This is a genomic window from Pseudoalteromonas translucida KMM 520, from assembly GCF_001465295.1.
In the GTDB taxonomy this organism is placed as follows: domain Bacteria; phylum Pseudomonadota; class Gammaproteobacteria; order Enterobacterales; family Alteromonadaceae; genus Pseudoalteromonas; species Pseudoalteromonas translucida.
This window is the reverse complement of sequence record NZ_CP011034.1, coordinates 259,603-282,276: the sequence shown is the minus strand read 5'-3', so window position 1 is coordinate 282,276 and position 22,674 is coordinate 259,603. Positions and strand designations below refer to the sequence as shown.

The 22,674-nt window shown below is 42.3% G+C and carries 17 protein-coding genes, 2 tRNA genes and 3 rRNA genes; 5 read left to right on the top strand and 17 right to left on the bottom strand.

Translation table 11 applies throughout. The annotated features are described in order from the left end of the window. Positions 1–4: 4 nt before the first annotated feature. The 10 genes from hfq to cutA all read right to left on the bottom strand — a co-directional run bounded on the left by hfq (position 5) and on the right by cutA (position 9,851). The gene (gene hfq / locus PTRA_RS01340) at positions 5–268 is read right to left on the bottom strand and encodes an RNA chaperone Hfq (protein WP_011326984.1); all 264 of its coding nucleotides are present in this window, start codon (positions 266–268) and stop codon (positions 5–7) included. 81 nt (positions 269–349) lie between these two features. Beyond that, positions 350–1,267 (bottom strand): tRNA (adenosine(37)-N6)-dimethylallyltransferase MiaA, encoded by a 918-nt coding sequence (gene miaA, locus PTRA_RS01335; RefSeq protein ID WP_041454320.1) that lies wholly within the window; start codon positions 1,265–1,267, stop codon positions 350–352. A gap of 10 nt (positions 1,268–1,277) precedes the next feature. Further along, positions 1,278–3,134, bottom strand: coding sequence for a DNA mismatch repair endonuclease MutL (gene mutL, locus PTRA_RS01330; RefSeq protein ID WP_058372397.1), 1,857 nt, complete (start codon positions 3,132–3,134; stop codon positions 1,278–1,280). Positions 3,135–3,171: 37 nt separating this feature from the next. Beyond that, positions 3,172–4,515 (bottom strand): N-acetylmuramoyl-L-alanine amidase, encoded by a 1,344-nt coding sequence (locus PTRA_RS01325; protein ID WP_058372396.1) that lies wholly within the window; start codon positions 4,513–4,515, stop codon positions 3,172–3,174. Between the two features lie 52 nt (positions 4,516–4,567). After that, positions 4,568–5,044 (bottom strand): tRNA (adenosine(37)-N6)-threonylcarbamoyltransferase complex ATPase subunit type 1 TsaE, encoded by a 477-nt coding sequence (gene tsaE, locus PTRA_RS01320; protein ID WP_058372395.1) that lies wholly within the window; start codon positions 5,042–5,044, stop codon positions 4,568–4,570. 130 nt (positions 5,045–5,174) lie between these two features. Then, positions 5,175–6,515 (bottom strand): acetyl-CoA carboxylase biotin carboxylase subunit, encoded by a 1,341-nt coding sequence (gene accC, locus PTRA_RS01315; protein WP_011326979.1) that lies wholly within the window; start codon positions 6,513–6,515, stop codon positions 5,175–5,177. A gap of 26 nt (positions 6,516–6,541) precedes the next feature. Further along, on the bottom strand, positions 6,542–7,006 hold the full coding sequence (accB, locus tag PTRA_RS01310; RefSeq protein ID WP_058372394.1) for an acetyl-CoA carboxylase biotin carboxyl carrier protein: 465 nt from the start codon (positions 7,004–7,006) through the stop codon (positions 6,542–6,544). A gap of 33 nt (positions 7,007–7,039) precedes the next feature. Next, on the bottom strand, positions 7,040–7,492 hold the full coding sequence (gene aroQ / locus PTRA_RS01305; protein WP_011326977.1) for a type II 3-dehydroquinate dehydratase: 453 nt from the start codon (positions 7,490–7,492) through the stop codon (positions 7,040–7,042). A 227-nt stretch (positions 7,493–7,719) separates the two neighbouring features. Continuing rightward, positions 7,720–9,531, bottom strand: coding sequence for a protein-disulfide reductase DsbD (locus PTRA_RS01300; protein WP_058372393.1), 1,812 nt, complete (start codon positions 9,529–9,531; stop codon positions 7,720–7,722). After that, the gene (gene cutA / locus PTRA_RS01295; protein ID WP_011326975.1) at positions 9,531–9,851 is read right to left on the bottom strand and encodes a divalent-cation tolerance protein CutA; all 321 of its coding nucleotides are present in this window, start codon (positions 9,849–9,851) and stop codon (positions 9,531–9,533) included. Before cutA ends, PTRA_RS01300 begins: the two co-directional genes overlap by 1 nt. Before the next feature lie 179 nt (positions 9,852–10,030). Between cutA and PTRA_RS01290 the strand changes: the two genes are divergently transcribed. The 4 genes from PTRA_RS01290 to rnk all read left to right on the top strand — a co-directional run bounded on the left by PTRA_RS01290 (position 10,031) and on the right by rnk (position 13,241). Continuing rightward, the gene (locus PTRA_RS01290; RefSeq protein WP_058372392.1) at positions 10,031–10,507 is read left to right on the top strand and encodes an FxsA family protein; all 477 of its coding nucleotides are present in this window, start codon (positions 10,031–10,033) and stop codon (positions 10,505–10,507) included. A 107-nt stretch (positions 10,508–10,614) separates the two neighbouring features. Then, the gene (locus PTRA_RS01285) at positions 10,615–10,902 is read left to right on the top strand and encodes a co-chaperone GroES (RefSeq protein ID WP_011326973.1); all 288 of its coding nucleotides are present in this window, start codon (positions 10,615–10,617) and stop codon (positions 10,900–10,902) included. A gap of 48 nt (positions 10,903–10,950) precedes the next feature. Beyond that, positions 10,951–12,594, top strand: coding sequence for a chaperonin GroEL (gene groL / locus PTRA_RS01280; protein WP_058372391.1), 1,644 nt, complete (start codon positions 10,951–10,953; stop codon positions 12,592–12,594). 233 nt (positions 12,595–12,827) lie between these two features. Beyond that, a complete protein-coding gene (gene rnk, locus PTRA_RS01275) occupies positions 12,828–13,241 on the top strand; it encodes a nucleoside diphosphate kinase regulator (RefSeq protein WP_041454318.1) in 414 nt (137 codons plus the stop codon). Positions 13,242–14,167: 926 nt separating this feature from the next. Here the strand turns inward: rnk and rrf are convergent. The 5 genes from rrf to PTRA_RS01250 form a co-directional block, all read right to left on the bottom strand. Next, a 5S ribosomal RNA gene (gene rrf / locus PTRA_RS01270) occupies positions 14,168–14,282 on the bottom strand. Between the two features lie 147 nt (positions 14,283–14,429). After that, positions 14,430–17,318, bottom strand: a 23S ribosomal RNA gene (locus tag PTRA_RS01265). 306 nt (positions 17,319–17,624) lie between these two features. Then, positions 17,625–17,700: transfer RNA gene (locus tag PTRA_RS01260), tRNA-Ala, on the bottom strand. A gap of 111 nt (positions 17,701–17,811) precedes the next feature. Then, positions 17,812–17,888: transfer RNA gene (locus PTRA_RS01255), tRNA-Ile, on the bottom strand. A 76-nt stretch (positions 17,889–17,964) separates the two neighbouring features. Beyond that, positions 17,965–19,500: ribosomal RNA gene (locus tag PTRA_RS01250) — 16S ribosomal RNA — on the bottom strand. Together the 16S, 23S and 5S rRNA genes with 2 tRNA genes alongside form the textbook arrangement of a ribosomal RNA operon. 641 nt (positions 19,501–20,141) lie before the next feature. Between PTRA_RS01250 and PTRA_RS01245 the strand changes: the two genes are divergently transcribed. Next, the gene (locus PTRA_RS01245) at positions 20,142–20,621 is read left to right on the top strand and encodes an RNA recognition motif domain-containing protein (RefSeq protein ID WP_058372390.1); all 480 of its coding nucleotides are present in this window, start codon (positions 20,142–20,144) and stop codon (positions 20,619–20,621) included. On the opposite strand, the gene murI is transcribed toward PTRA_RS01245, so the two are convergent. Both murI and PTRA_RS01235 read right to left on the bottom strand, forming a co-directional pair. Continuing rightward, positions 20,584–21,384, bottom strand: a complete 801-nt coding sequence (murI, locus tag PTRA_RS01240) for a glutamate racemase (protein ID WP_058372389.1) — start codon at positions 21,382–21,384, stop codon at positions 20,584–20,586. The genes PTRA_RS01245 and murI overlap by 38 nt on opposite strands. Positions 21,385–21,461: 77 nt before the next feature. Further along, positions 21,462–22,589: a DUF5610 domain-containing protein gene (locus PTRA_RS01235; protein ID WP_058372388.1), complete on the bottom strand. Its 1,128-nt coding sequence runs from the start codon at positions 22,587–22,589 to the stop codon at positions 21,462–21,464. Positions 22,590–22,674: the final 85 nt, after the last annotated feature.

Below are 22,674 nucleotides of genomic sequence, written 5' to 3'. Positions count from 1 at the left end.
TAATTTAAATGTTTCCAGCTTCAGGTTCTTCAGTGTCGTCATTTTCTTGAACACCTTGGAAATTAACTGCACGAGCAGGAACAACTGTTGAAATTGCATGTTTATACACCATTTGATTTACGGTGTTTTCTAGTAAAATAACAAATTGATCAAATGACTGAATTTTACCTTGTAATTTTATGCCATTAACCAAAAAGATTGATACTGGGATGCGCTCACGGCGTAGTGCATTCAAAAATGGGTCTTGTAACGATTGGCCTTTTGCCATGTTATTATTCCTTCGTTCTAGGTGTTATTATAATTAAGTGGCTGAACTTATTTAACAAAGCTAAATTTTATTCAACTACTACTAGCTTAGCGAACTTACTACACGATGCAAGTTTTCTTCATCACCCGTTGTTAACCATGTAACATCGGGCCAGCTTCTTAACCAAGTTAATTGGCGTTTAGCCAATTGACGTGTAGCCGCAATGCCGCGAAATACCATTTCATCATGGTCAATTTCACCCGCAAGGTAATCCCACATTTGTCTATAACCTACACAACGAATAGAAGGCATATTGGGGTGTAAATCCTTACGTAGATATAGGGTCGAAACTTCATTTTCAAACCCCTGTTCGAGCATTATTTTAAACCTTTTTTCAATTCGCTGATGTAATTCACTGCGCTGCGTTGGCGCAATAGCAAATTGATGAAAAGTATAAGGTAAAACCGGCTGCTTTTGCTTTTGCAGTTCGGTCATGGTTTTACCTGTTAATTTGTATACCTCTAAAGCACGATTAATTCTTTGTGAGTCGTTCTCACTCATTTTTTGCGCTGCTTGTGGGTCTATTTTTACCAGTTCTTGATACAAATGTGGCCAGCCATATTGTGCTGCTTGCGCTTCAAGTTCGGCTCTTATTTCCACGTTCGCTTCTGGCAGTGGTGATAAGCCATCAATCAGAGCTTTGAAGTACAACATAGTGCCGCCAACTAATACCGGCACCTTACCTTGCTGATGAAACTCATCTATTTTTATTATCGCATCACGTCTAAAATCAGCAACTGAATAAGTTTCACTTGGGTCAAGTAAATCAATTAAGTGATGCGGAGCACGTGCTAACTCTGATGCATCGGGTTTAGCCGTGCCAATATCCATACCCTTATATACTAACGCTGAATCAACACTAATTATTTCGGTATTTAAATGCTCACACAATGAAATTGCCAACGCCGTTTTACCCGCGGCGGTTGGACCCATTAAAAATATGACTGGTAAATTACTCAACACGAATACCTTAATCTAATTGCGTTAAATAGTGCTCTAAATCTATTTTAACTGCTTTTGCACGCAAACGTTCAATTGTTTGCGGATTATTTTGCATGCGGGTTTGCTGCGCTAAAAAGATATTGCTGGAATAAAAACGCGCTGGTGTGTATTGCATCTGCCACGCCAACCAGCTTTCTATGTTTTCAAGTGGCGCTTTACACGCTTCCAACAAGCTTTCAACCGCGCTAGTAACATCTAATAAATATAAGCACGCAGGAAGTTTTTTAACCATCACAAACTGCTTTTCAATAATCAGCTCAAAACCTAATAGCGTAAACCACGACTGTTGCGCTGCTATTAGCTCACAGTCTTGTTTGGATAAATTAACTCGCACTGGTAACAACAGCGCTTTGCCCTCTAAGCTGCCCTGCTCTTTTATTTGCTCATGCCAATCATCAACTAATGCATATTTAAAATGTGAGCAATACAATTGCTGCTCGCTGCTAAACACACACACGCCTTCGTTAATGCTAATAATAGCAACCGTTTTTAAAGCAACGCCTTGCTCCACTGCGTGTGCCTTGTTTAGCCCTACAGATACGTGAGCACCTTGGTCAAAATGCGCGGCATGCTGCTCACTCACGCCCTGATAAAAAGCATTAATATCATGATGATTAGTACTAGGTGTAGCTCTGTAGGCACCACCACTTCCTCCCGCACTACGCGAACCTAGCGATGCACCGCCAGAACTAACACTATGAGATGGTTGCAATTGCGATTTAGGATAATCAAATACCTCACCCGACTCAAAATTTGCAGCGGGAGAGCGTGCTGTGTCTGTATAACTAAATGCCGCATCGGCTGGGTTATTTAAAGGCTCACTAGTAAACTCACCTTGCAGTGGCACAACAACTTGTTTAATTGCTTGTAGTATAAAGTCGTGTACTAAACGCCCTTGATGAAAACGTACTTCGTGCTTTGCAGGATGAACATTTACATCAACTTGACGAGGATCAATATCAATATAAATAACAAAACCGGGTAACTCTTGGGCACCACTTACTTCTTCAAATGCTTGGCGAATAGCGTGCAGTATAAGCTTGTCGCGCATCATACGATTGTTTACATAGGTATACTGCGTGGTGTTAGCAGAGCCAACAGGCAATACCCAGCCATGAAGCTGCAAGCCCCCCTCGCCCGATTGAATATGTAAGCCTTGCTCAGCAAATGCTTTACCCGCCACTTGTGCTACACGGGCAATTGCTTGGCTAGGATCGGTTTTAGCACGGTACTGCCTAACTACTTTTTCATTATGAGTAAGGGTAATAGATACATCAAATCGACTCAGCGCAATGCGCTTTATAAGCTCATCAATATGGCTAAACTCTGTTTTTTCGGTACGTAAAAATTTACGCCGGGCTGGCGTATTAAAAAATAAATCTTTTACTTCTATGGTAGTGCCATCTGGGTGCGCTACTGGTTTTACTTGCACAGCCATATCGCGACCTTGTGCAAATGCTTGCCAAGCGGCTTCTTGATGTTTAGTTTTTGAGCTTAGCGTTAAGCGCGAAACCGAACTAATTGACGCCAGTGCTTCACCTCTAAATCCTAGTGAGCAAATATTTTCTAAATCATCGAGGGATTTTAATTTACTGGTTGCATGGCGAGAAAGTGCTAATGTAAGCTCGTCTTGAGCAATACCCGCACCATTGTCACGAATACGAATTAGTTTGTGCCCACCTCGCTCAATATCTATTTGAATGCGTGTAGCACCAGCATCTAGGCTGTTTTCTACTAATTCTTTTACCACCGACGCGGGGCGCTCGACCACTTCACCTGCAGCAATTTGGTTCGCTAAACGTGCGGGTAGTATTTCAATACTCATTCAACTTCCTAACAAACATGACTCTAATGATAAGCAATTAACTTTGCGGTATATCGAGCTCTTGGCCAATAAATAAGGTATTAGAGCTTAGTTTATTCGCCTGCTTTAACTTGTTTATGGTTATGCCGTAGCGACTCGCTAACATGCTTAACGACTCCCCCGGGCGAACTTTATGCTTGGTTGGATATTGCGACTTTAACTTAGCAAATAAAGAATCGTCGGGTGGGTTTTTTAAATAATAATTTTTAATTGAAGTAAATATAGCTTTGGCTAAACGCTCTTGGTGATTAGCACTTTTAAGCAATTTTTCTTCACGGGGATTAGAAATAAACCCTGTTTCGATTAAAATAGAAGGAATATCTGGTGACTTTAATACCGCAAGACTCGCATGTTGAGGGTCTTTTTTATGTAACTTTGCCACCTTACGTAGCTCTTTTACTACTTCATCAGCAACGCTCAAACCGGTTTTCATCGAATGATCCATCGACATATCAAGCAGTGCTTGCGCTAAGTACTTTTCATTAGCAGCATCTTTTATTACATCTGCCGCGCCACCTAAAAGTTCAGAGTGTTTTTCTTTATCTTCAATCCATTTACCTATTTCTGAGTTAGCACGGCGCAGTGATAACACCCACACCGAGGCACCATTTGGACCTGGGCTAGTAAATGCATCAGCATGAATAGAGACAAAGAAATCAGCTTTTTTCTCACGAGCACGATTGGTACGGGTATTGAGCTTTACAAAGTAATCGCCGCTGCGCACCATACGCGAAATCATCCCGCGCTCAGAGTCAATCATCCGCTCTAAGCGTTTAGCTATTTGTAATGTAATCGTTTTTTCATAGGTACCCGATGGGCCAATTGAGCCAGGATCTTCGCCACCGTGACCAGCGTCAATCGCAATAACAATATCGCGCTCTTGGCTTAATTGACGGTTTTTAGTCGCTGTTTGCGCTGGTGATACTGCTGTGGATGATTCACTTTTGTCATATAGATCAACAACCAACCTGTTTTTATACGGGCCCGTTGGTGCTAATGCAAAAACCACAGGCTTTACCGGGGCACTCAATTCAAATACAAAGCGCACGCTGTGTTTATTTTTTGGCTTAGAATAACGAAGCTTACTGACAATTTGATGCTTAGGCGGAATACCGGGTAACACTTTAAGTTCCCGTGTTTGCTCTAAATCAACCACTAAACGGCTGGGGTTTTTAAGCATAAAATAACTAAAGTCAGGCTTTTCAGTTAAATCAAATACCACCCGAGTACTATCTGGAGATGGCCAAACGCGCACACTATTAATGGTATTTTGTGCCCATAGCGACGAACTCATAGTGATAGCTACAAGATAAATAAAGAGTTTAATTACACCGCGACTCATGTTGATAGTGACTGCCTTAACTATTTTATTATTTGTTATATAACCAATATTATTACTCTGAGGTTGAGTTATTTAATTTTTCAATAATTACGCTACCACGCTCACTGGCACTATTAATAACGATATTTCGCTCATCGCCTACATAGCTTAAAGTAATATTTAAATCTGGCACAGGAATAAACTCTCCGCCTTTTTCTGGCCATTCAACCACACAAATTGCTTGCGCTGAAAAGTAATCGCGTATTCCCATATATTCAAGTTCTTCTGGATCGCCTAAACGATACAAATCAAAGTGGTAAACATTAGCGCGCTCCAGCTCATATGGTTCTACTAAGGTATACGTTGGACTTTTAACCTTACCTGTATGGCCAAAACCTTGCACTACGCCACGTGTAAAGGTGGTTTTACCCGCGCCTAAATCGCCATGTAAATAAATTACCGCACCTTGCTCTATAATAGCCGCAATTCGATTGCCCATTGTTACCGTGGCAATATCATCACTCAAGTGAGACTTAAAACTACGTGACATTATTACCTTTACCTCAAAAATTTATTAAAGCGCATATTTGTTAATCATACCAGATTATTTATTTAAGGTGATACAGCCAATTTTTAAAGATAAAAAAACCGGCTAAGCGCCGGTTTCTATTAACGAGGAATTATAGTCCCAATTTTTTCTCAAGATAGTGGATATTAGTCCCACCATTTTGGAAGTTTTCGTCTGCAAGAATTCTTTTATGCAGCGGAGTATTGGTTTTAATACCGTCGATTACTAACTCATTTAGTGCGTTACGTGCACGAGCAATTGCTACGTCACGGTTTTCACCGTAAGTAATTAGCTTACCGATCATTGAATCGTAATGTGGTGGTACGGTGTAGTCAGCATAAATATGGCTATCCCAACGAATACCTAAACCACCCGCAGGATGAAAACGTGTAATTTTACCCGGTGATGGGATAAACGTTTCTGGGTCTTCTGCGTTAATACGACATTCAATGGCATGGCCGCGAATAACAACATCATCTTGAGTAAACGACAATGGCTGACCAGCAGCAATTTTTAGCTGCTCTTTAACTAAATCAATACCTGTCACCATTTCAGTAATTGTATGCTCAACCTGAATACGGGTATTCATTTCGATAAAGTAAAACTCGCCGTTTTCGTATAAAAACTCAAACGTACCAGCTCCACGATAACCAATTTCAATACAGGCACGCGTACAGCGCTCACCAATAAACTTACGTGTTTCTGCAGTAATTCCTGGTGCGGGTGCTTCCTCAACTACTTTTTGGTGACGACGCTGCATAGAACAATCACGTTCACCTAAATGCACTGCATTACCTTGGCCATCAGCTAAAATTTGTACTTCGATATGACGTGGATTTTCAAGGTATTTCTCCATGTAAACCATGCCATTACCAAAGAACTGCTTCGCTTCTTGTTGGGTTAATGCAATTGAATCAATCAGTTCAGCTTCGCTGCGCACAACACGCATACCTCGGCCACCACCGCCACCAGCGGCTTTAATGATTACCGGATAACCAATGCGCTTAGCAATTTGCATATTGCGCTCTTTGTCATCTGATACTGGACCATCTGAGCCTGGTACACACGGAACACCGGCTTTACGCATTGCTGCGATTGCAGATACTTTATCGCCCATAAGACGAATTGTATCGCCAGTAGGACCAATAAATACAAAACCACTTTGCTCAACTTGATCGGCAAAATCAGCATTTTCTGCAAGAAAACCATAACCAGGATGAATCGCTACAGCGTCAGTTATTTCAGCCGCGGCAATAATACGCGGAATATCTAAATAACTTTCTGTTGCTGCTGGTTTACCAATACAGATGGTTTCATCTGCAAGCAATACATGCTTAAGATCGCGATCTGCCGTTGAATGCACAGCAACCGTTTTGATCCCAAGCTCTTTGCAGGCGCGCAATATACGAAGTGCAATTTCACCTCGGTTTGCAATGACTACTTTATCTAACATTAGAGTTGGCCTTTTAGGTTGCGCTATTATTCAATGATGAATAAAGGTTGATCAAATTCTATTGGCTCGCCATTTTCAGCTAGAATAGCTTTTACTGTACCAGCTTTATCTGACTCAATTTGGTTCATCATTTTCATTGCTTCGATGATACATAATGTATCGCCAACTTTAACTTGAGAACCAACTTCTACGTATGCTGGCGCTTCTGGTGAAGCCGCAGCGTAGAATGAACCAACCATAGGTGATTTAACTTGATGGCCTGTAGGGCCAGCTGGAGCAGCGGCTTCAACTGCTGCTGCAGGAGCTGCAGCAACTGGAGCGGCAACTGGTGCTGGTGCATATTGCTGTGGCGCAAACTGAGCATAGCCTGGGCCTGCACTCATGTTATTACGATTTATACGTACTGACTCTTCACCTTCAGTGATTTCTAGCTCAGCAATACCTGACTCTTCTACTAATTCAATAAGTTTTTTGATCTTGCGAATATCCATAAACGGCCCGCCTATTAGTTTGTGTGTTTAAAATTAATTTGAGTTTTGCAATTGGTTTACTGCAGCTTCAAGCGCTGCGTGATAACCCATTGCACCTAATCCACATATTACGCCTTGCGCCACATCAGAAAAATACGAATGATGGCGAAACGCTTCACGTGCGTGCACGTTGCTTAAATGCACTTCAAAAAACGGAATATCAACACTTAACAATGCATCACGTAATGCGACGCTCGTATGCGTAAATGCAGCAGGATTAATAATTATGTAATCAATCGCTTGCCAAGTATCGTGAATACGCTCTATCAGTGCTTGCTCGCTATTACTTTGGAAATGCGTTAACTCAACATTTAAACTATCAGCGGCACATGTTAGTTCGCTCATAATTTCGCTTAGCGTACGTGAACCGTATTTATCTGGCTCACGTTTACCTAGCATATTTAAATTTGGGCCATTTATAACTAAAAGCTTGAATTTTGCAGCCATAATACGCGATATATCCTATAAGTAATGAGTTAAGCAGTCGTTAGCTAATTTTTTACAATTATGTGAGTATAAAAAATAAGATAACAACAATTTCTCACGTTAACCAACTATTATAGTGATTTCGACGTAAATAACAGCAAAATACTGGTCTTATCTCTGTATTGGGGACAAGCATTGAGGTGGTAATAATAGCCCCCACCTTTAAATTATGGGGGGCTATTATATTGCTACTTTACGCTGGCGCGCACTGTAGATAGGTGCTGAGCAAAATCGTCAGCATTCAAAAAGCCGGTAACACGTTGTGCACTTAGCTCCTCTCCTTGGGTATTAAAAAACAAAATACTTGGCAAACCAAACACCGTATATTCTTCCATTAGCTCGATTGTTTTGTTATCGCTGTCGGTTAAATCGACTTGAATAAGCTCAAAGTGACTAAACTCATTTTGCACTTTTGCATCGGGAAAGGTGTAATGCTCAAATTCTTTACACGCAATACACCAATCAGCATATAAGTCGACCATAACCAGTCGGCCTTGCTCATTAGCGTGAGCAACGGCTGCTTTTAACTCAGTTAAATTGGCTACTTGCTTAAACTCATTACTTTGCGCACTTACTTGCATTGTTTGCATGTGTACTGGCCAAAAATAATTTTTAGTTAAGTTAAAGCCACTAACAACGAGTAACGTTGCAGCAAACCACAGTGCTGTTTTTAATTTTCCTTGTGTTTGGCTACTTTGCCAGTGATGCAAGTAAAGCGCGGTTGCCAAGGCTAATACTCCCGCCATTAATAAAATAACATCGGCATCTAAAAGGCGTTCAAGTAATATAAGTGGCACAACTAGCATAATAAAGCCAAATAGGGTTTTAACTTGCTCCATCCAGCCACCCGCTTTAGGCAATAGTTTTCCGCCCGATGTACCGAGTAACAATAATGGCAGTCCCATGCCTAAACTCAGTACATAAAGCGTTAATCCACCCACTAAATAGTCGCCACTTTGTGCTACAAACAATAGCGCTGCTGACAAAGGTGCGGTGGTGCAAGGCGATGCAATTAAGCCCGATAATACGCCCATTAAAAACACACCAACGTAGTTGCCGCCTTTTTGGTTATTACTTACTTGGGTTAACTTGTTCATCATGCCGCTTGGTAGCTTTATTTCGTACCAACCAAACATCGACATTGCTAATAATACAAACAATAAACTAAAGCTAATAAGCACATAAGGGTGCTGTAAATACCCTTGAACTTGCCCGCCAAGTGCAGCCACAACCAAACCCAATGCCGCGTAGGTCACTGCCATACCTTGAATATATACAAATGATAACGCGAAGGCTTTTTTAGTTGAGAGGTTTTTTTGCCCAGCAATTAAGCTCGACAATATTGGAAACATAGGAAATACACACGGTGTAAAAGCAAGACCAACACCGACAACAAAAAATATCAGTAAATTAGTAATCAACCCTTGGCTTGCTAACTGCTCGGTAAAGGTTAGATCTTTTTTAGGCGCATTGCTTGTCGGTTCATTAGTCTCGCTTAATGCTGTAAATGCGTTTGCAGAGGTTGCACTTTGCATAGCATCATCTGCATTTTGCAGCTGTTCACCGGCAATTTTGTTTAGTGGAATACTAATAACTTCAGGTGGATAACATAACCCAGCTTCAGCACAACCTTGGTAACGCACTTTTACTACTGCTCCCTCAGTTACATTACTGAGCTTACTAACAATACTAAGTGCATTAAAAAAAACTTCTGTTTTACCAAAGAACTCATCTTCGATAACCTCACCATCACCTAAGTCGCCTACTTCTATATTCGCGCCCTTGGCAATAATCTCTATTTTATTTTTATATAAGTAGTATTCAGGTGCAATATCCCAGCCTATAAATAAAGTATTATCTTGCTGATCAAAATCAAATACAAATGCTTGGTCTACTTGTAAAAAGGTTTGTTGTGGAGGTGCAAGTAAATCACCAAGTATATTATTAGCCTTAGCTGGAGCCGCTAATAATGCAACCAGTAACAAAAAGAAAAAACGCATTAATTAAGTACCTCATCCATCCAATTAAAATAAGCTAGGTTACCCGTTGCCACATCAACAACTTGGATCTCTGGCACTTCATAGCTGTGTAATGCTTTAATAGTTAAAAATACATCGTTCATTTTATCTAACTTTGTTTTGATCAATAGTTTAGCCTCGGTTGCTTCAACTACTTCACCTTCCCATATATAAATAGAAGCTACCTTTGGTAGAATATTCACGCATGCAGCCAGTTTTCTCTCTACTAATGCTTTTGCCAGCTCCCTTGCTTCATTTTCATCTTTGCAGGTAGTAAAAATAAGTTTAAATTGCGCCGCCATAATGAACCTTTATGTGTTTAATAATGTCTGTAAGCATAGTATCTGATAGCGTATGTAATGTGTAGGTGCTATAACTGCAAAAAAATAGCAATAGCGCTTACTGTATCCTTGAAATTAGACCGCTCCACCCTCACTTATATTTCATCAACTCTTTTGAGTTTCATTATTTAGAGAGCTTTATGTTTAGATTTTTATTTGTGTTGTTTATCATTATTCCTATTATTGAAATCGCCTTACTTATACAAGTAAGCGAAGTAATAGGTGGTTTTTCGACAATTGCGTTAGTAATTATTACCGCGATTTTAGGCGCAAAAATGGTAAAACAACAAGGTATGAGCGCACTTCAAAAAGCGCAAACTCAAATGGCCGAAGGGCAAATGCCTGCAAAAGAGTTATTTACCGGTATATGCGTTATTATCGCAGGCGTATTATTGTTAACGCCTGGCATTATGACCGACGTTTTTGGGCTACTATTATTAACCCCAGTAATTCGCAACAAACTGGCAGCTGGCCTTGCTAGCCAAGCTACTGTACGTATGAGTGCAGGTATGCAACAAGGTGGTTCACCATTTACCCAACACAGTCAAACTGAAGCAGAACCTCATCAAGTGAACAAACCGACCATCATAGATGGCGAGTTTGAACGAAAAGATTAATTTTTTTAATTTTACGCTTGGATTTTGGCGTAACACCCCCATTATTGAATGCAACCAATATAAGCTTTTTTCTGCCCTTCGCAGAAACTGTTAGGAGAACTAAATAAATGAATATTCGTCCTTTACATGATCGCGTGATCGTTAAGCGTCTAGAAGAAGAAACAAAATCTGCTGGCGGTATTGTATTAACTGGCTCTGCAGCTGAAAAATCAACCCGCGGAGAAGTTGTTGCCGTTGGTAATGGTCGCATTTTAGAAAGCGGTGATGTTAGAGCATTAGAAGTTAAAGCCGGTGACACTGTGTTATTTGGCTCATATGTTGAGAAAGTTGAAAAGATCGAAGGTCAAGAGTACCTGATCATGCGTGAAGATAATATTTTAGGCATTGTAGGCTAAACCTACTTTTCGTTTATAAACATTTAAGAATTTAGAGGAATTTAAAACATGGCAGCAAAAGAAGTACTTTTTGCAGGTGACGCACGCGCTAAAATGCTAACTGGCGTAAACATCCTGGCAAACGCAGTAAAAGTTACATTAGGTCCTAAAGGCCGTAACGTTGTACTAGACAAATCATTTGGCTCTCCAGTTATCACTAAAGATGGTGTATCTGTAGCAAAAGAAATCGAACTTGAAGACAAGTTTGAAAACATGGGCGCACAAATGGTTAAAGAAGTTGCATCTAAAGCTAACGATGCAGCCGGCGATGGTACAACTACCGCTACAGTACTTGCACAGTCTATTGTTAACGAAGGCCTTAAAGCGGTTGCAGCAGGTATGAACCCAATGGACCTTAAGCGCGGCATCGACAAAGCAGTTATTGCTGCTGTTGCAGAGCTTAAAGCGTTATCTGTTCCATGCTCTGACACTAAAGCAATTGCACAAGTTGGCACTATTTCAGCTAACTCTGATAAAGAGATTGGCGATATCATTGCACAAGCAATGGAAAAAGTAGGCCGCAACAGTGGTGTTATTACTGTAGAAGAAGGTCAATCACTAGAAAACGAACTCGATGTTGTTGAAGGCATGCAGTTTGACCGTGGTTACCTATCTCCTTACTTTATTAACAGCCCAGAAAAAGGTACCGTTGAACTAGATAACCCATTTATTCTACTTGTAGATAAAAAAATATCTAACATTCGCGAATTATTACCAACATTAGAAGCGGTAGCTAAAGCAAGCAAGCCACTACTAATCATCGCAGAAGACCTTGAAGGCGAAGCATTAGCTACATTAGTAGTTAATAACATGCGCGGTATTGTTAAAGTATCAGCAGTGAAAGCTCCTGGTTTTGGCGACCGTCGTAAAGCAATGCTACAAGATATCGCTGTATTAACTGGCGGTACTGTGATTTCAGAAGAAATCGGCCTTGAGCTTGAAAAAGCAACAGTTGAAGACCTAGGTACAGCTAAGCGCGTAATTATCACTAAAGATGATACGACTATTATCGATGGTGCTGGCGAAGAAGCAGGTATTAACGGCCGTGTTTCACAAATTAAAGCACAAATCGAAGAAGCAACATCTGACTACGATAAAGAAAAACTACAAGAGCGCATGGCTAAACTAGCTGGCGGTGTTGCAGTAATCAAAGTTGGTGCTGCGACTGAAATGGAAATGAAAGAGAAAAAAGACCGCGTTGAAGATGCATTAAATGCAACTCGCGCAGCGGTTGAAGAAGGCGTAGTACCTGGCGGCGGTGTTGCACTAGTTCGTGCAGCAAGTAAGCTTGTAGATTTAGTTGGCGACAACGAAGATCAAAACCACGGTATAAAAGTCGCTCTTCGTGCAATGGAAGCGCCACTTCGTCAAATCGTAACAAATGCTGGCGAAGAAGCATCTGTTGTCGTTAACGCAGTTAAAGCAGGTTCAGGTAACTTTGGTTACAATGCTGCTACTGGCGAATACAATGACATGATTGAAATGGGTATCCTAGATCCAACTAAAGTAACACGCTCTGCACTACAATTTGCAGGGTCTATTGCGGGTCTAATGATCACTACCGAAGCTATGGTAGCTGAAATCCCAAAAGATGATAGCGCTCCTGATATGGGTGGCATGGGCGGTATGGGTGGAATGGGCGGTATGATGTAAACCCCCTCCTAAACCTCCCGGTTAAAAAAACCCAGCCTCGGCTGGGTTTTTAATGTTATAGAAAAAATAAAAAACTAACTATACTCTTTAGTCACTTAAGTACTATTGCTTAAGATAGTTGATTATTGAGTTGCAAATAAAAATTACTTCAACGTATTCTAGTGCAATTAAGCTTATGCCGAATCATACTCAGAGTAAGTTTTATTTACATAAACATTATTAAGGATATTGAGTTGAATAAAAGACCTGAAATAATCATCTCATCACTAGATGCAGATAGACTATATGATTTAATCGAATCATTACCTGCAAACAGTTTTGCGGGTGAAAAAGAACTCGAAGCAGAATTAGGACGTGCAACTATAGTTGATCCTAAAGACGTTCCAGCAACTATAGTTACCATGAATTCGACGGTAAATTTTGTTGTAGAATCTTCAAAAGAAGAATTCAATTTAACTCTTGTCTACCCGAAAGATCTTGACGCTAGCGGCCAAAAAATATCAATTTTAGCCCCTATCGGCGGCGCTTTACTTGGGTTATCACAAGGAGATGAAATTGAATGGCCTAAGCCTGGTGGAGGGTTAATAAAAGTAAAAATAAAAGAAGTAACCTACCAGCCTGAAAGAGTCGGCGAACTACATAGGTAATTTAACGTAGCTAATAAGTAACTCCTAGCGCATTAAATGAATTAAAAATCCAGCTCATGCTGGGTTTTTAGTTTGCGCTATTATTTTAGCTCAAACCGTTTTTACAATATTACTTCCATAAATTTACTAACTGTTAAGCGTGATAGTAACAGGAAGTTAATTTCAGCAACCCATTAAATATTCCAATTTATAATTAGTGCAGGCCACTAAGCCCGATAAACTGCTTGGCGTAGGTAAAACCGTATTTTGGTGCAGTATACCCTGTAACAGGTAAAACAGAAGCAATCATAGCTCCTCTCAGTAAGAATATTATACGGCAACTGCTAATTACCACAGATGCTATCCAGACAGCGCCCAGTGGTCACTTGCTAGTAACGTAAGACATCATCATTGATAGGTGAGTAAAAACCTGCCAGTGATACTCTTATCTCCATATTTCCCAGAGCTCAATCCAGTTGAGCAAGTATGATCATGGATAAATCTACTCACTTAATAACTAATAGTACTTGGCATCGGTGCGCTACCCTGTAGAAAGGCTACAGGCTCCTTGAGCTATTTTTGATGCTCTTTATCGTCGGGATTCGCTACGTTCGCCCGACTTAATTGTTAGGGGGATGTGAGTGTACATTATTCACCCTCATTTCACTTTCCTGCAGACGTAAAAAAGCCCAAATCGTTAGATTCGGGCTTTCTACAATTTGGAGCCTGGTAATGTCGTTGTGTCCACAGCGGTAGAGAGTCACGTAGCAAATGCGACACACCCATTGGCTAGTGGTTATATTTTTATGATTTGAGTGTCGGGTGTCGCGTTGCTTGCCCAACCTGCGTGTTAGGAGGAACTGAGTGTACATTAATTGCACTACCCTCACTTTTCTGCAGACGTAAAAAAGCCCGAATCGTTAGATTCGGGCTTTCTACAATTTGGAGCCTGGCAATGTCCTACTTTCACATAGCAAATGCTACACTATCATCGGCGCTGTTTCGTTTCACTACTGAGTTCGGCATGGGATCAGGTGGGTCCAAAACGCTATTGTTACCAAGCAAATTAGGGCGTTAATTCGTATTACTACAAATTAACTGAATTTGGAAAATATCTGATAATATTTTTTAAGTCGTTCTTCAGTAATATCTACTTTAGTTATATTAACTTCTTGCTTGAACTGTCACATAAAACGCGTTTGGCGTTGTATGGTTAAGCCTCACGGGTAATTAGTACAAGTTAGCTTAATGCCTCACAGCACTTCCACATCTTGCCTATCAACGTTGTAGTCTCCAACGGCCCTTCAGAGAGCTTATAGCTCTAGTGAGAAATCATCTCGAGGCCTGCTTCGCGCTTAGATGCTTTCAGCGCTTATCAGTTCCGAACGTAGCTACCGGGCAATGCCATTGGCATGACAACCCGAACACCAGCGGTTCGTTCACTCCGGTCCTCTCGTACTAGGAGCAACCCCTCTCAATTCTCAAACGCCCACGGCAGATAGGGACCGAACTGTCTCACGACGTTCTAAACCCAGCTCGCGTACCACTTTAAATGGCGAACAGCCATACCCTTGGGACCGACTTCAGCCCCAGGATGTGATGAGCCGACATCGAGGTGCCAAACACCGCCGTCGATATGAACTCTTGGGCGGTATCAGCCTGTTATCCCCGGAGTACCTTTTATCCGTTGAGCGATGGCCCTTCCATTCAGAACCACCGGATCACTATGACCTACTTTCGTACCTGCTCGACGTGTCTGTCTCGCAGTTAAGCTGGCTTCTACCATTACACTAACCGTACGATGTCCGACCGTACTTAGCCAACCTTCGTGCTCCTCCGTTACTCTTTAGGAGGAGACCGCCCCAGTCAAACTACCCACCAGGCACTGTCCGTAACCCCGATTCAGGGGCCAACGTTAGAACATCAAAACTACAAGGGTGGTATTTCAAGGTTGACTCCAACAAAACTAGCGTCTCATCTTCAAAGTCTCCCACCTATCCTACACATGTAGGTTCAATGTTCAGTGCCAAGCTGTAGTAAAGGTTCACGGGGTCTTTCCGTCTAGCCGCGGGTACACAGCATCTTCACTGCGATTTCAATTTCACTGAGTCTCGGGTGGAGACAGCGTGGCCATGGTTACACCATTCGTGCAGGTCGGAACTTACCCGACAAGGAATTTCGCTACCTTAGGACCGTTATAGTTACGGCCGCCGTTTACCGGGGCTTCGATCAAGAGCTTCTCCCTAAGGATAACCCCATCAATTAACCTTCCGGCACCGGGCAGGTGTCACACCGTATACGTCATCTTGCGATTTTGCACAGTGCTGTGTTTTTAATAAACAGTCCCAGCCACCTGGTCACTGCGGCTCCCGTCCGCTTAGAGAGCAAGTCTCATCACAGATAGGAGCGTACCTTCTCCCGAAGTTACGGTACGATTTTGCCTAGTTCCTTCACCCGAGTTCTCTCAAGCGCCTTAGTATTCTCTACCTGACCACCTGTGTCGGTTTGGGGTACGATTCCATATAATCTGAAGCTTAGAGGCTTTTCCTGGAAGTATGGCATCAGCAACTTCATCACCTTAGTGACTCGTCTCGTGTCTCAGGTTTAATGTTCGTCCGGATTTACCTAAACAAACGCCCTACTCACTTTCACATGGACTACCAACGCCATGCTTGCTTAGCCTGCTCCGTCCCCCCATCGCAATTATATCGAGTACAGAAATATTAATCTGTTTCCCATCGACTACGCCTTTCGGCCTCGCCTTAGGGGTCGACTTACCCTACCCTGATTAACATGGGATAGGAACCCTTGGTCTTCCGGCGTGGGAGTTTTTCACTCCCATTATCGTTACTCATGTCAGCATTCGCACTTCTGATACCTCCAGCATACCTCCCGGTACACCTTCAACGGCTTACAGAACGCTCCCCTACCACTCATCCTAAGATGAATCCGCAGCTTCGGTGCATAGTTTAGCCCCGTTACATCTTCCGCGCAGACCGACTCGACCAGTGAGCTATTACGCTTTCTTTAAAGGATGGCTGCTTCTAAGCCAACCTCCTGGCTGTCTGGGCCTTTCCACATCGTTTCCCACTTAACTATGACTTTGGGACCTTAGCTGGCGGTCTGGGTTGTTTCCCTCTTCACGACGGACGTTAGCACCCGCCGTGTGTCTCCCGGATATTACTTTACGGTATTCGGAGTTTGCAAAGGGTTGGTAAGTCGGGATGACCCCCTAGCCTTAACAGTGCTCTACCCCCGTAAGTATTCGTCCGAGGCTCTACCTAAATAGATTTCGGGGAGAACCAGCTATCTCCCGGTTTGATTAGCCTTTCACTCCTAACCACAAGTCATCCCCTAACTTTTCAACGTTAGTGGGTTCGGTCCTCCAGTTGATGTTACTCAACCTTCAACCTGCTCATGGCTAGATCACCGGGTTTCGGGTCTATACCTTGCAACTATTCGCCCAGTTAAGACTCGGTTTCCCTACGGCTACCCTAATCGGTTAACCTCGCTACAAAATATAAGTCGCTGACCCATTATACAAAAGGTACGCAGTCACCCAACAAGTGGGCTCCTACTGCTTGTACGTACACGGTTTCAGGTTCTATTTCACTCCCCTCACAGGGGTTCTTTTCGCCTTTCCCTCACGGTACTGGTTCACTATCGGTCAGTTGGGAGTATTTAGCCTTAGATGATGGTCCACCTATATTCAGTCAAAGTTTCACGTGCTCCGACCTACTCGATTTCACTTAAAATGTCTTTTCATGTACGGGACTATCACCCTGTATCGTGGCGCTTTCCAGCAGCCTTCCATTAACACATAATAAGCTTAAGGGCTGTTCCGATTTCGCTCGCCGCTACTTTCGGAATCTCGGTTGATTTCTTTTCCTACGGGTACTTAGATGTTTCAGTTCTCCGCGTTCGCCTCGTTAACCTATGTATTCAGTTAACGATACCTGCAAGCAGGTGGGTTTCCCCATTCGGAAATCCTAGTCTCAAGTGCTTTTTACTAGCTTGACTAGGCTTATCGCAAGTTAATACGTCCTTCATCGCCTCCAACTGCCAAGGCATCCACCGTGTACGCTTAGTCACTTAACCATACAACCCCAAACGGGTCTTTGTTGTGTGACAGTTTAACTTCGCCAGAAGTCAATATTGAATACTAAAGTAGATACCAATCAATCAACTCATAAGAGTTAACTAAATGGCACTGAATGGTACTGCTACCATTCTTTTTTTACTTTTGAAAACTCTTGATAAATACAATGTATTCATCAGAATTTTATTATCAGCTTTTCCAAATTTTTAAAGAGCAAGAGAAATAAAAACTTCTCAAAATTAAACACACTTCATTCTCAGGTCGTTTATGACCCGATAAAGAATATTTATTTTTAAGAAGTAAAGTGGTGGAGCTAAGCAGGATCGAACTGCTGACCTCCTGCGTGCAAGGCAGGCGCTCTCCCAGCTGAGCTATAGCCCCACATATGCTGGTCTTACTGTTTGTATACCGACTTTGCTTCCAGGCAAGGCGTGGGAAATCGACGTTTAGTTTACTAAACGAGATATTCCATAACGATGTATGGGAGTAAAGTGGTGGGTCTGAGTAGATTTGAACTACCGACCTCACCCTTATCAGGGGTGCGCTCTAACCAGCTGAGCTACAGACCCAAACAATAAGTGTTGTTCTCTTTACAATTAACAATCATCTGTGTGGACACTACGAACAAATAAGTTCTAAATCGTATAAGGAGGTGATCCAGCCCCAGGTTCCCCTAGGGCTACCTTGTTACGACTTCACCCCAGTCATGAATCACTCCGTGGTAAACGTCCTCCCGAGGGTTAGACTATCTACTTCTGGAGCAACCCACTCCCATGGTGTGACGGGCGGTGTGTACAAGGCCCGGGAACGTATTCACCGCGTCATTCTGATACGCGATTACTAGCGATTCCGACTTCATGGAGTCGAGTTGCAGACTCCAATCCGGACTACGACGCACTTTAAGTGATTCGCTTACCTTCGCAGGTTCGCAGCACTCTGTATGCGCCATTGTAGCACGTGTGTAGCCCTACACGTAAGGGCCATGATGACTTGACGTCGTCCCCACCTTCCTCCGGTTTATCACCGGCAGTCTCCTTAGAGTTCTCAGCATTACCTGCTAGCAACTAAGGATAGGGGTTGCGCTCGTTGCGGGACTTAACCCAACATCTCACAACACGAGCTGACGACAGCCATGCAGCACCTGTATCAGAGTTCCCGAAGGCACCAAACCATCTCTGGTAAGTTCTCTGTATGTCAAGTGTAGGTAAGGTTCTTCGCGTTGCATCGAATTAAACCACATGCTCCACCGCTTGTGCGGGCCCCCGTCAATTCATTTGAGTTTTAACCTTGCGGCCGTACTCCCCAGGCGGTCTACTTAATGCGTTAGCTTTGAAAAACAGAACCGAGGCTCCGAGCTTCTAGTAGACATCGTTTACGGCGTGGACTACCGGGGTATCTAATCCCGTTTGCTCCCCACGCTTTCGTACATGAGCGTCAGTGTTGACCCAGGTGGCTGCCTTCGCCATCGGTATTCCTTCAGATCTCTACGCATTTCACCGCTACACCTGAAATTCTACCACCCTCTATCACACTCTAGTTTGCCAGTTCGAAATGCAGTTCCCAGGTTGAGCCCGGGGCTTTCACATCTCGCTTAACAAACCGCCTGCGTACGCTTTACGCCCAGTAATTCCGATTAACGCTCGCACCCTCCGTATTACCGCGGCTGCTGGCACGGAGTTAGCCGGTGCTTCTTCTGTCAGTAACGTCACACATGATGGGTATTAACCACCACGCTTTCCTCCTGACTGAAAGTGCTTTACAACCCGAAGGCCTTCTTCACACACGCGGCATGGCTGCATCAGGCTTGCGCCCATTGTGCAATATTCCCCACTGCTGCCTCCCGTAGGAGTCTGGGCCGTGTCTCAGTCCCAGTGTGGCTGATCATCCTCTCAAACCAGCTAGGGATCGTCGCCTTGGTGAGCCATTACCTCACCAACTAGCTAATCCCACTTGGGCCAATCTAAAGGCGAGAGCCGAAGCCCCCTTTGGTCCGTAGACATTATGCGGTATTAGCAGTCGTTTCCAACTGTTGTCCCCCACCTCAAGGCATGTTCCCAAGCATTACTCACCCGTCCGCCGCTCGTCAGCAAAGAAGCAAGCTTCTCTCTGTTACCGCTCGACTTGCATGTGTTAGGCCTGCCGCCAGCGTTCAATCTGAGCCATGATCAAACTCTTCAATTAAAAAGTTTTATGTCTTTCGACAGCTCAATGAATTCTGAATTTATTTTAATATCTTTCGATATTGAATTGACTGTGCCGAATAATTACCGAAATAACTATTCTGTTGGTCACTCAGTTTTCAATTGAGACTCTAATTTTTTTGCCTCGCTAATTACCCATAAAGAGTAAGTAGTTTGGCTGTTAGAACTCAATCTGTACGAGTGCCCACACAGATGATTGCTTTATATTGTTAAAGAACGTTTTGAGTCGCTTTAGCGTCTCAAGGGATGCGTATAATACATCCTTTATTTTTCGAGTCAACACTTTGTTTTAAACTTTCTTTCGACAATTTAAAACCGAAGTTTTATTTAACTCTCTAAGTAGTTCGTGCCTTGCTATGCTTCGGCGTTTCCCTTCTCAGTGGGGTCGCATTATAGGGAGATCCGAAAACAGATCAAGCCTTTTTTTAGATCTTTTCACTGTTCGAACAAAATGTAATCGATAGCAGGTGAAACATGATAAAAACATGTATAAAACGATGCTTTTTCACCCCGTTTTATATTATTTACTATAAATTTTATTGCTATGTTGAATTAAGACGTTAAGATAGCAAGTTCACAATGTTAAATTAATGTTTATTTCCTGTTTATTGGTAGATCAAAATGAAATTACCCGATCAAAAATCTTTTATCCTCTCAGTTATTCTTGCTGTTGTTGGTTTTGTTATAGTTAAGTTCGCACTTAAAAGCCTAGAGTTAGACCCTGCACTACTATTTGCTGTTGGTTTGCTCATTGGTGGTATTGTTATTGCTGCGATGTCGTCTGACGGTGTAGTAGAAGCCGAAGTAAAAACCAAAACGCTTTACGTTGGTAACCTTCCTTATCGTGCAAACGAAGGTGTGGTACGTGCTTTATTTGAAGAGCAAGGCAAAGTGTTCAACGTTCGCTTATTAAAGGACAAAAATACAGGCAAGCGTCGTGGCTTTGGTTTTGTTGAAATGGCGCAAGCTGATGCCGACAATGCAATAGCGCAGTTAAACGATAGCGAGTTCCAACAACGTACCTTAAAGGTACGTGAAGCAAAACAAAAACAAGAAGATGATTCTAACGCTCTTCGTTCTGAGCCGGATCAATCAGTGTAACTAGCTTTACAGCTAACTTACGACTACTCACACTAGCCGTTGCATAATATTGCAGCGGCTTTTTTGTATCTGCAATATTGTTATTCGTTAAATTAAGCTGGCTAATTAAGTAATGAACTCGCTTAGCAATCGCTGCACCGGAATCAAGTAGCTGCACTTTCCTATTAAAGTACTGACTAATCGGCTCTGCCAAGATAGGAAAATGCGTACAGCCTAATACTAATACATCTATAGACTGATCTATGTTTAAACGATCGAGTTCTTGGTACAGTTTAGTTGTATCTAAGCTTTGTTCAAAAAACAGATGCTCTGCTAAAGTAACTAGTTCAACACTACTATATAAGCTAACAGCTATATTGTCGGCATGTTCTTGTATAAGCGTGTGCGTGTAGGGACTTGATATAGTTGCTGGAGTTGCCAGTAGGCCGATATGTTTAGATTGTGTAAGTTGCGCAGCAGGTTTTATCGCGGGTACTACACCCACTATAGGAATAGTAGTAATTTGGCGTACCGCCCCCAGAGCTGAAGTAGAGGCGGTGTTACATGCAATAACAATTAAATCTACATTAAGCGTTTGCTGGTTAATAAAATGAATGAGTGCACATAAGCGGTTAATAATAGTTTGCTGTGACTGAGCGCCGTACGGCAATAGCGCATTATCCATAAAATAGCTGTATTGCGCATCTGGAATACTTTGCTGAATATGTTCAAGTACCGTAGTACCACCAATACCTGAATCAAAAACCATTATGTGCGCTGACAAACTACTGTCCTTACTCTAAGTTAAGAACGGCAGTTTGCCATGTGATTTTTATAAAAGAAAGTAGTTTAATGGTGCAACTATTGTTGATTGGTTAGCTCGTCCGTTGCTATATTTAATTGATTAAGGTTTTCGAACATAGCTTTGGTGTAATCTACCAATTTATCTATTTCTGCTTGATCTTGATTTAACCACTGCATAATACCGGATAACTGATTTTGTATGCCCAGCTCTGTGGCTTTATTAAACACAGCTTTTAAGTCGTCGTTAAACGGCGCTAATTTATCTGCCACTGCTTTTTCTGGAACTGGCTTGTACTCTTCGTAACCTTTGACTGCAGCGACTGTTTTGGTTTGTCGTAAATCCATTGAAAAAGCCACCAGCTGTTCGTTGCCTAAGCTTAGTGCTTGTGCCTCTTCAAATGCTTTGTCTAAGTCACCACTGAAAAAGGTGCTACTTACACTTTGTAAGTCAGCCATTAGCTCATTAATCGCCTTTTGTTCATTCTCATTTAAATCGCCATTAACCGACATAGAAAATGACAGCTCACGAGACTGCGACGACTCACTTACAAAAGATTCACCATTCCCATTTTGCTGATAACGGCTGGCTGATTGTGACTCATAAGCATCAGCAAAACGAATACTCACTTCGTCTCCTTCGGCGGTAGTAAATTTATATTCTGCTTTGTTACTTAAACTTGCATACTGAGCTTGGCTAACAGAGACACTGGCGGGTTTAGGATTAAATAAATCGTCTTCAAATTTGTCCAGGCCATGAAATATGCCTTCTTTAGATTTATTAATACCCTGTGCGATATCGTCGTTAAACACGCCACTGCCTTTTAATTCATCAACCGCGTCATCAATCCCTATTTGCACGCCTTTTCTAGCATCACCTAACATACCTTTGAGTTTTTCATCGTCGGCACCGTTGGCTTTTGCTTTACGTACTGCACTGGTAACGAAGTCTAAAACGTTTTTAACGATTTCATCAAAATCAAAAAGCGGTTTATCTTTTTTTGGCTCGCTTATCGGTAAGCCAAGAGCTTGAGCCATTTTGTCACCGAGCACTTTGGCAGCAAGTTCTTTACCGCGCTGCTGATAGTTATCTTGAGGCGACTGTATTGTAGGTTGCTGTAAAGCCCCTTTATTACCGTATTTATTAATATTGTGGTTTGGAACAAAGCCAAAGTTACCGATTTTCATGATCCGACTCCTATCTATGCTTGCCTTACTTATCGGCAGTGTAAGTTATTTCTGTAGCTAGATGCTCAAAAAAAAACCAATATAT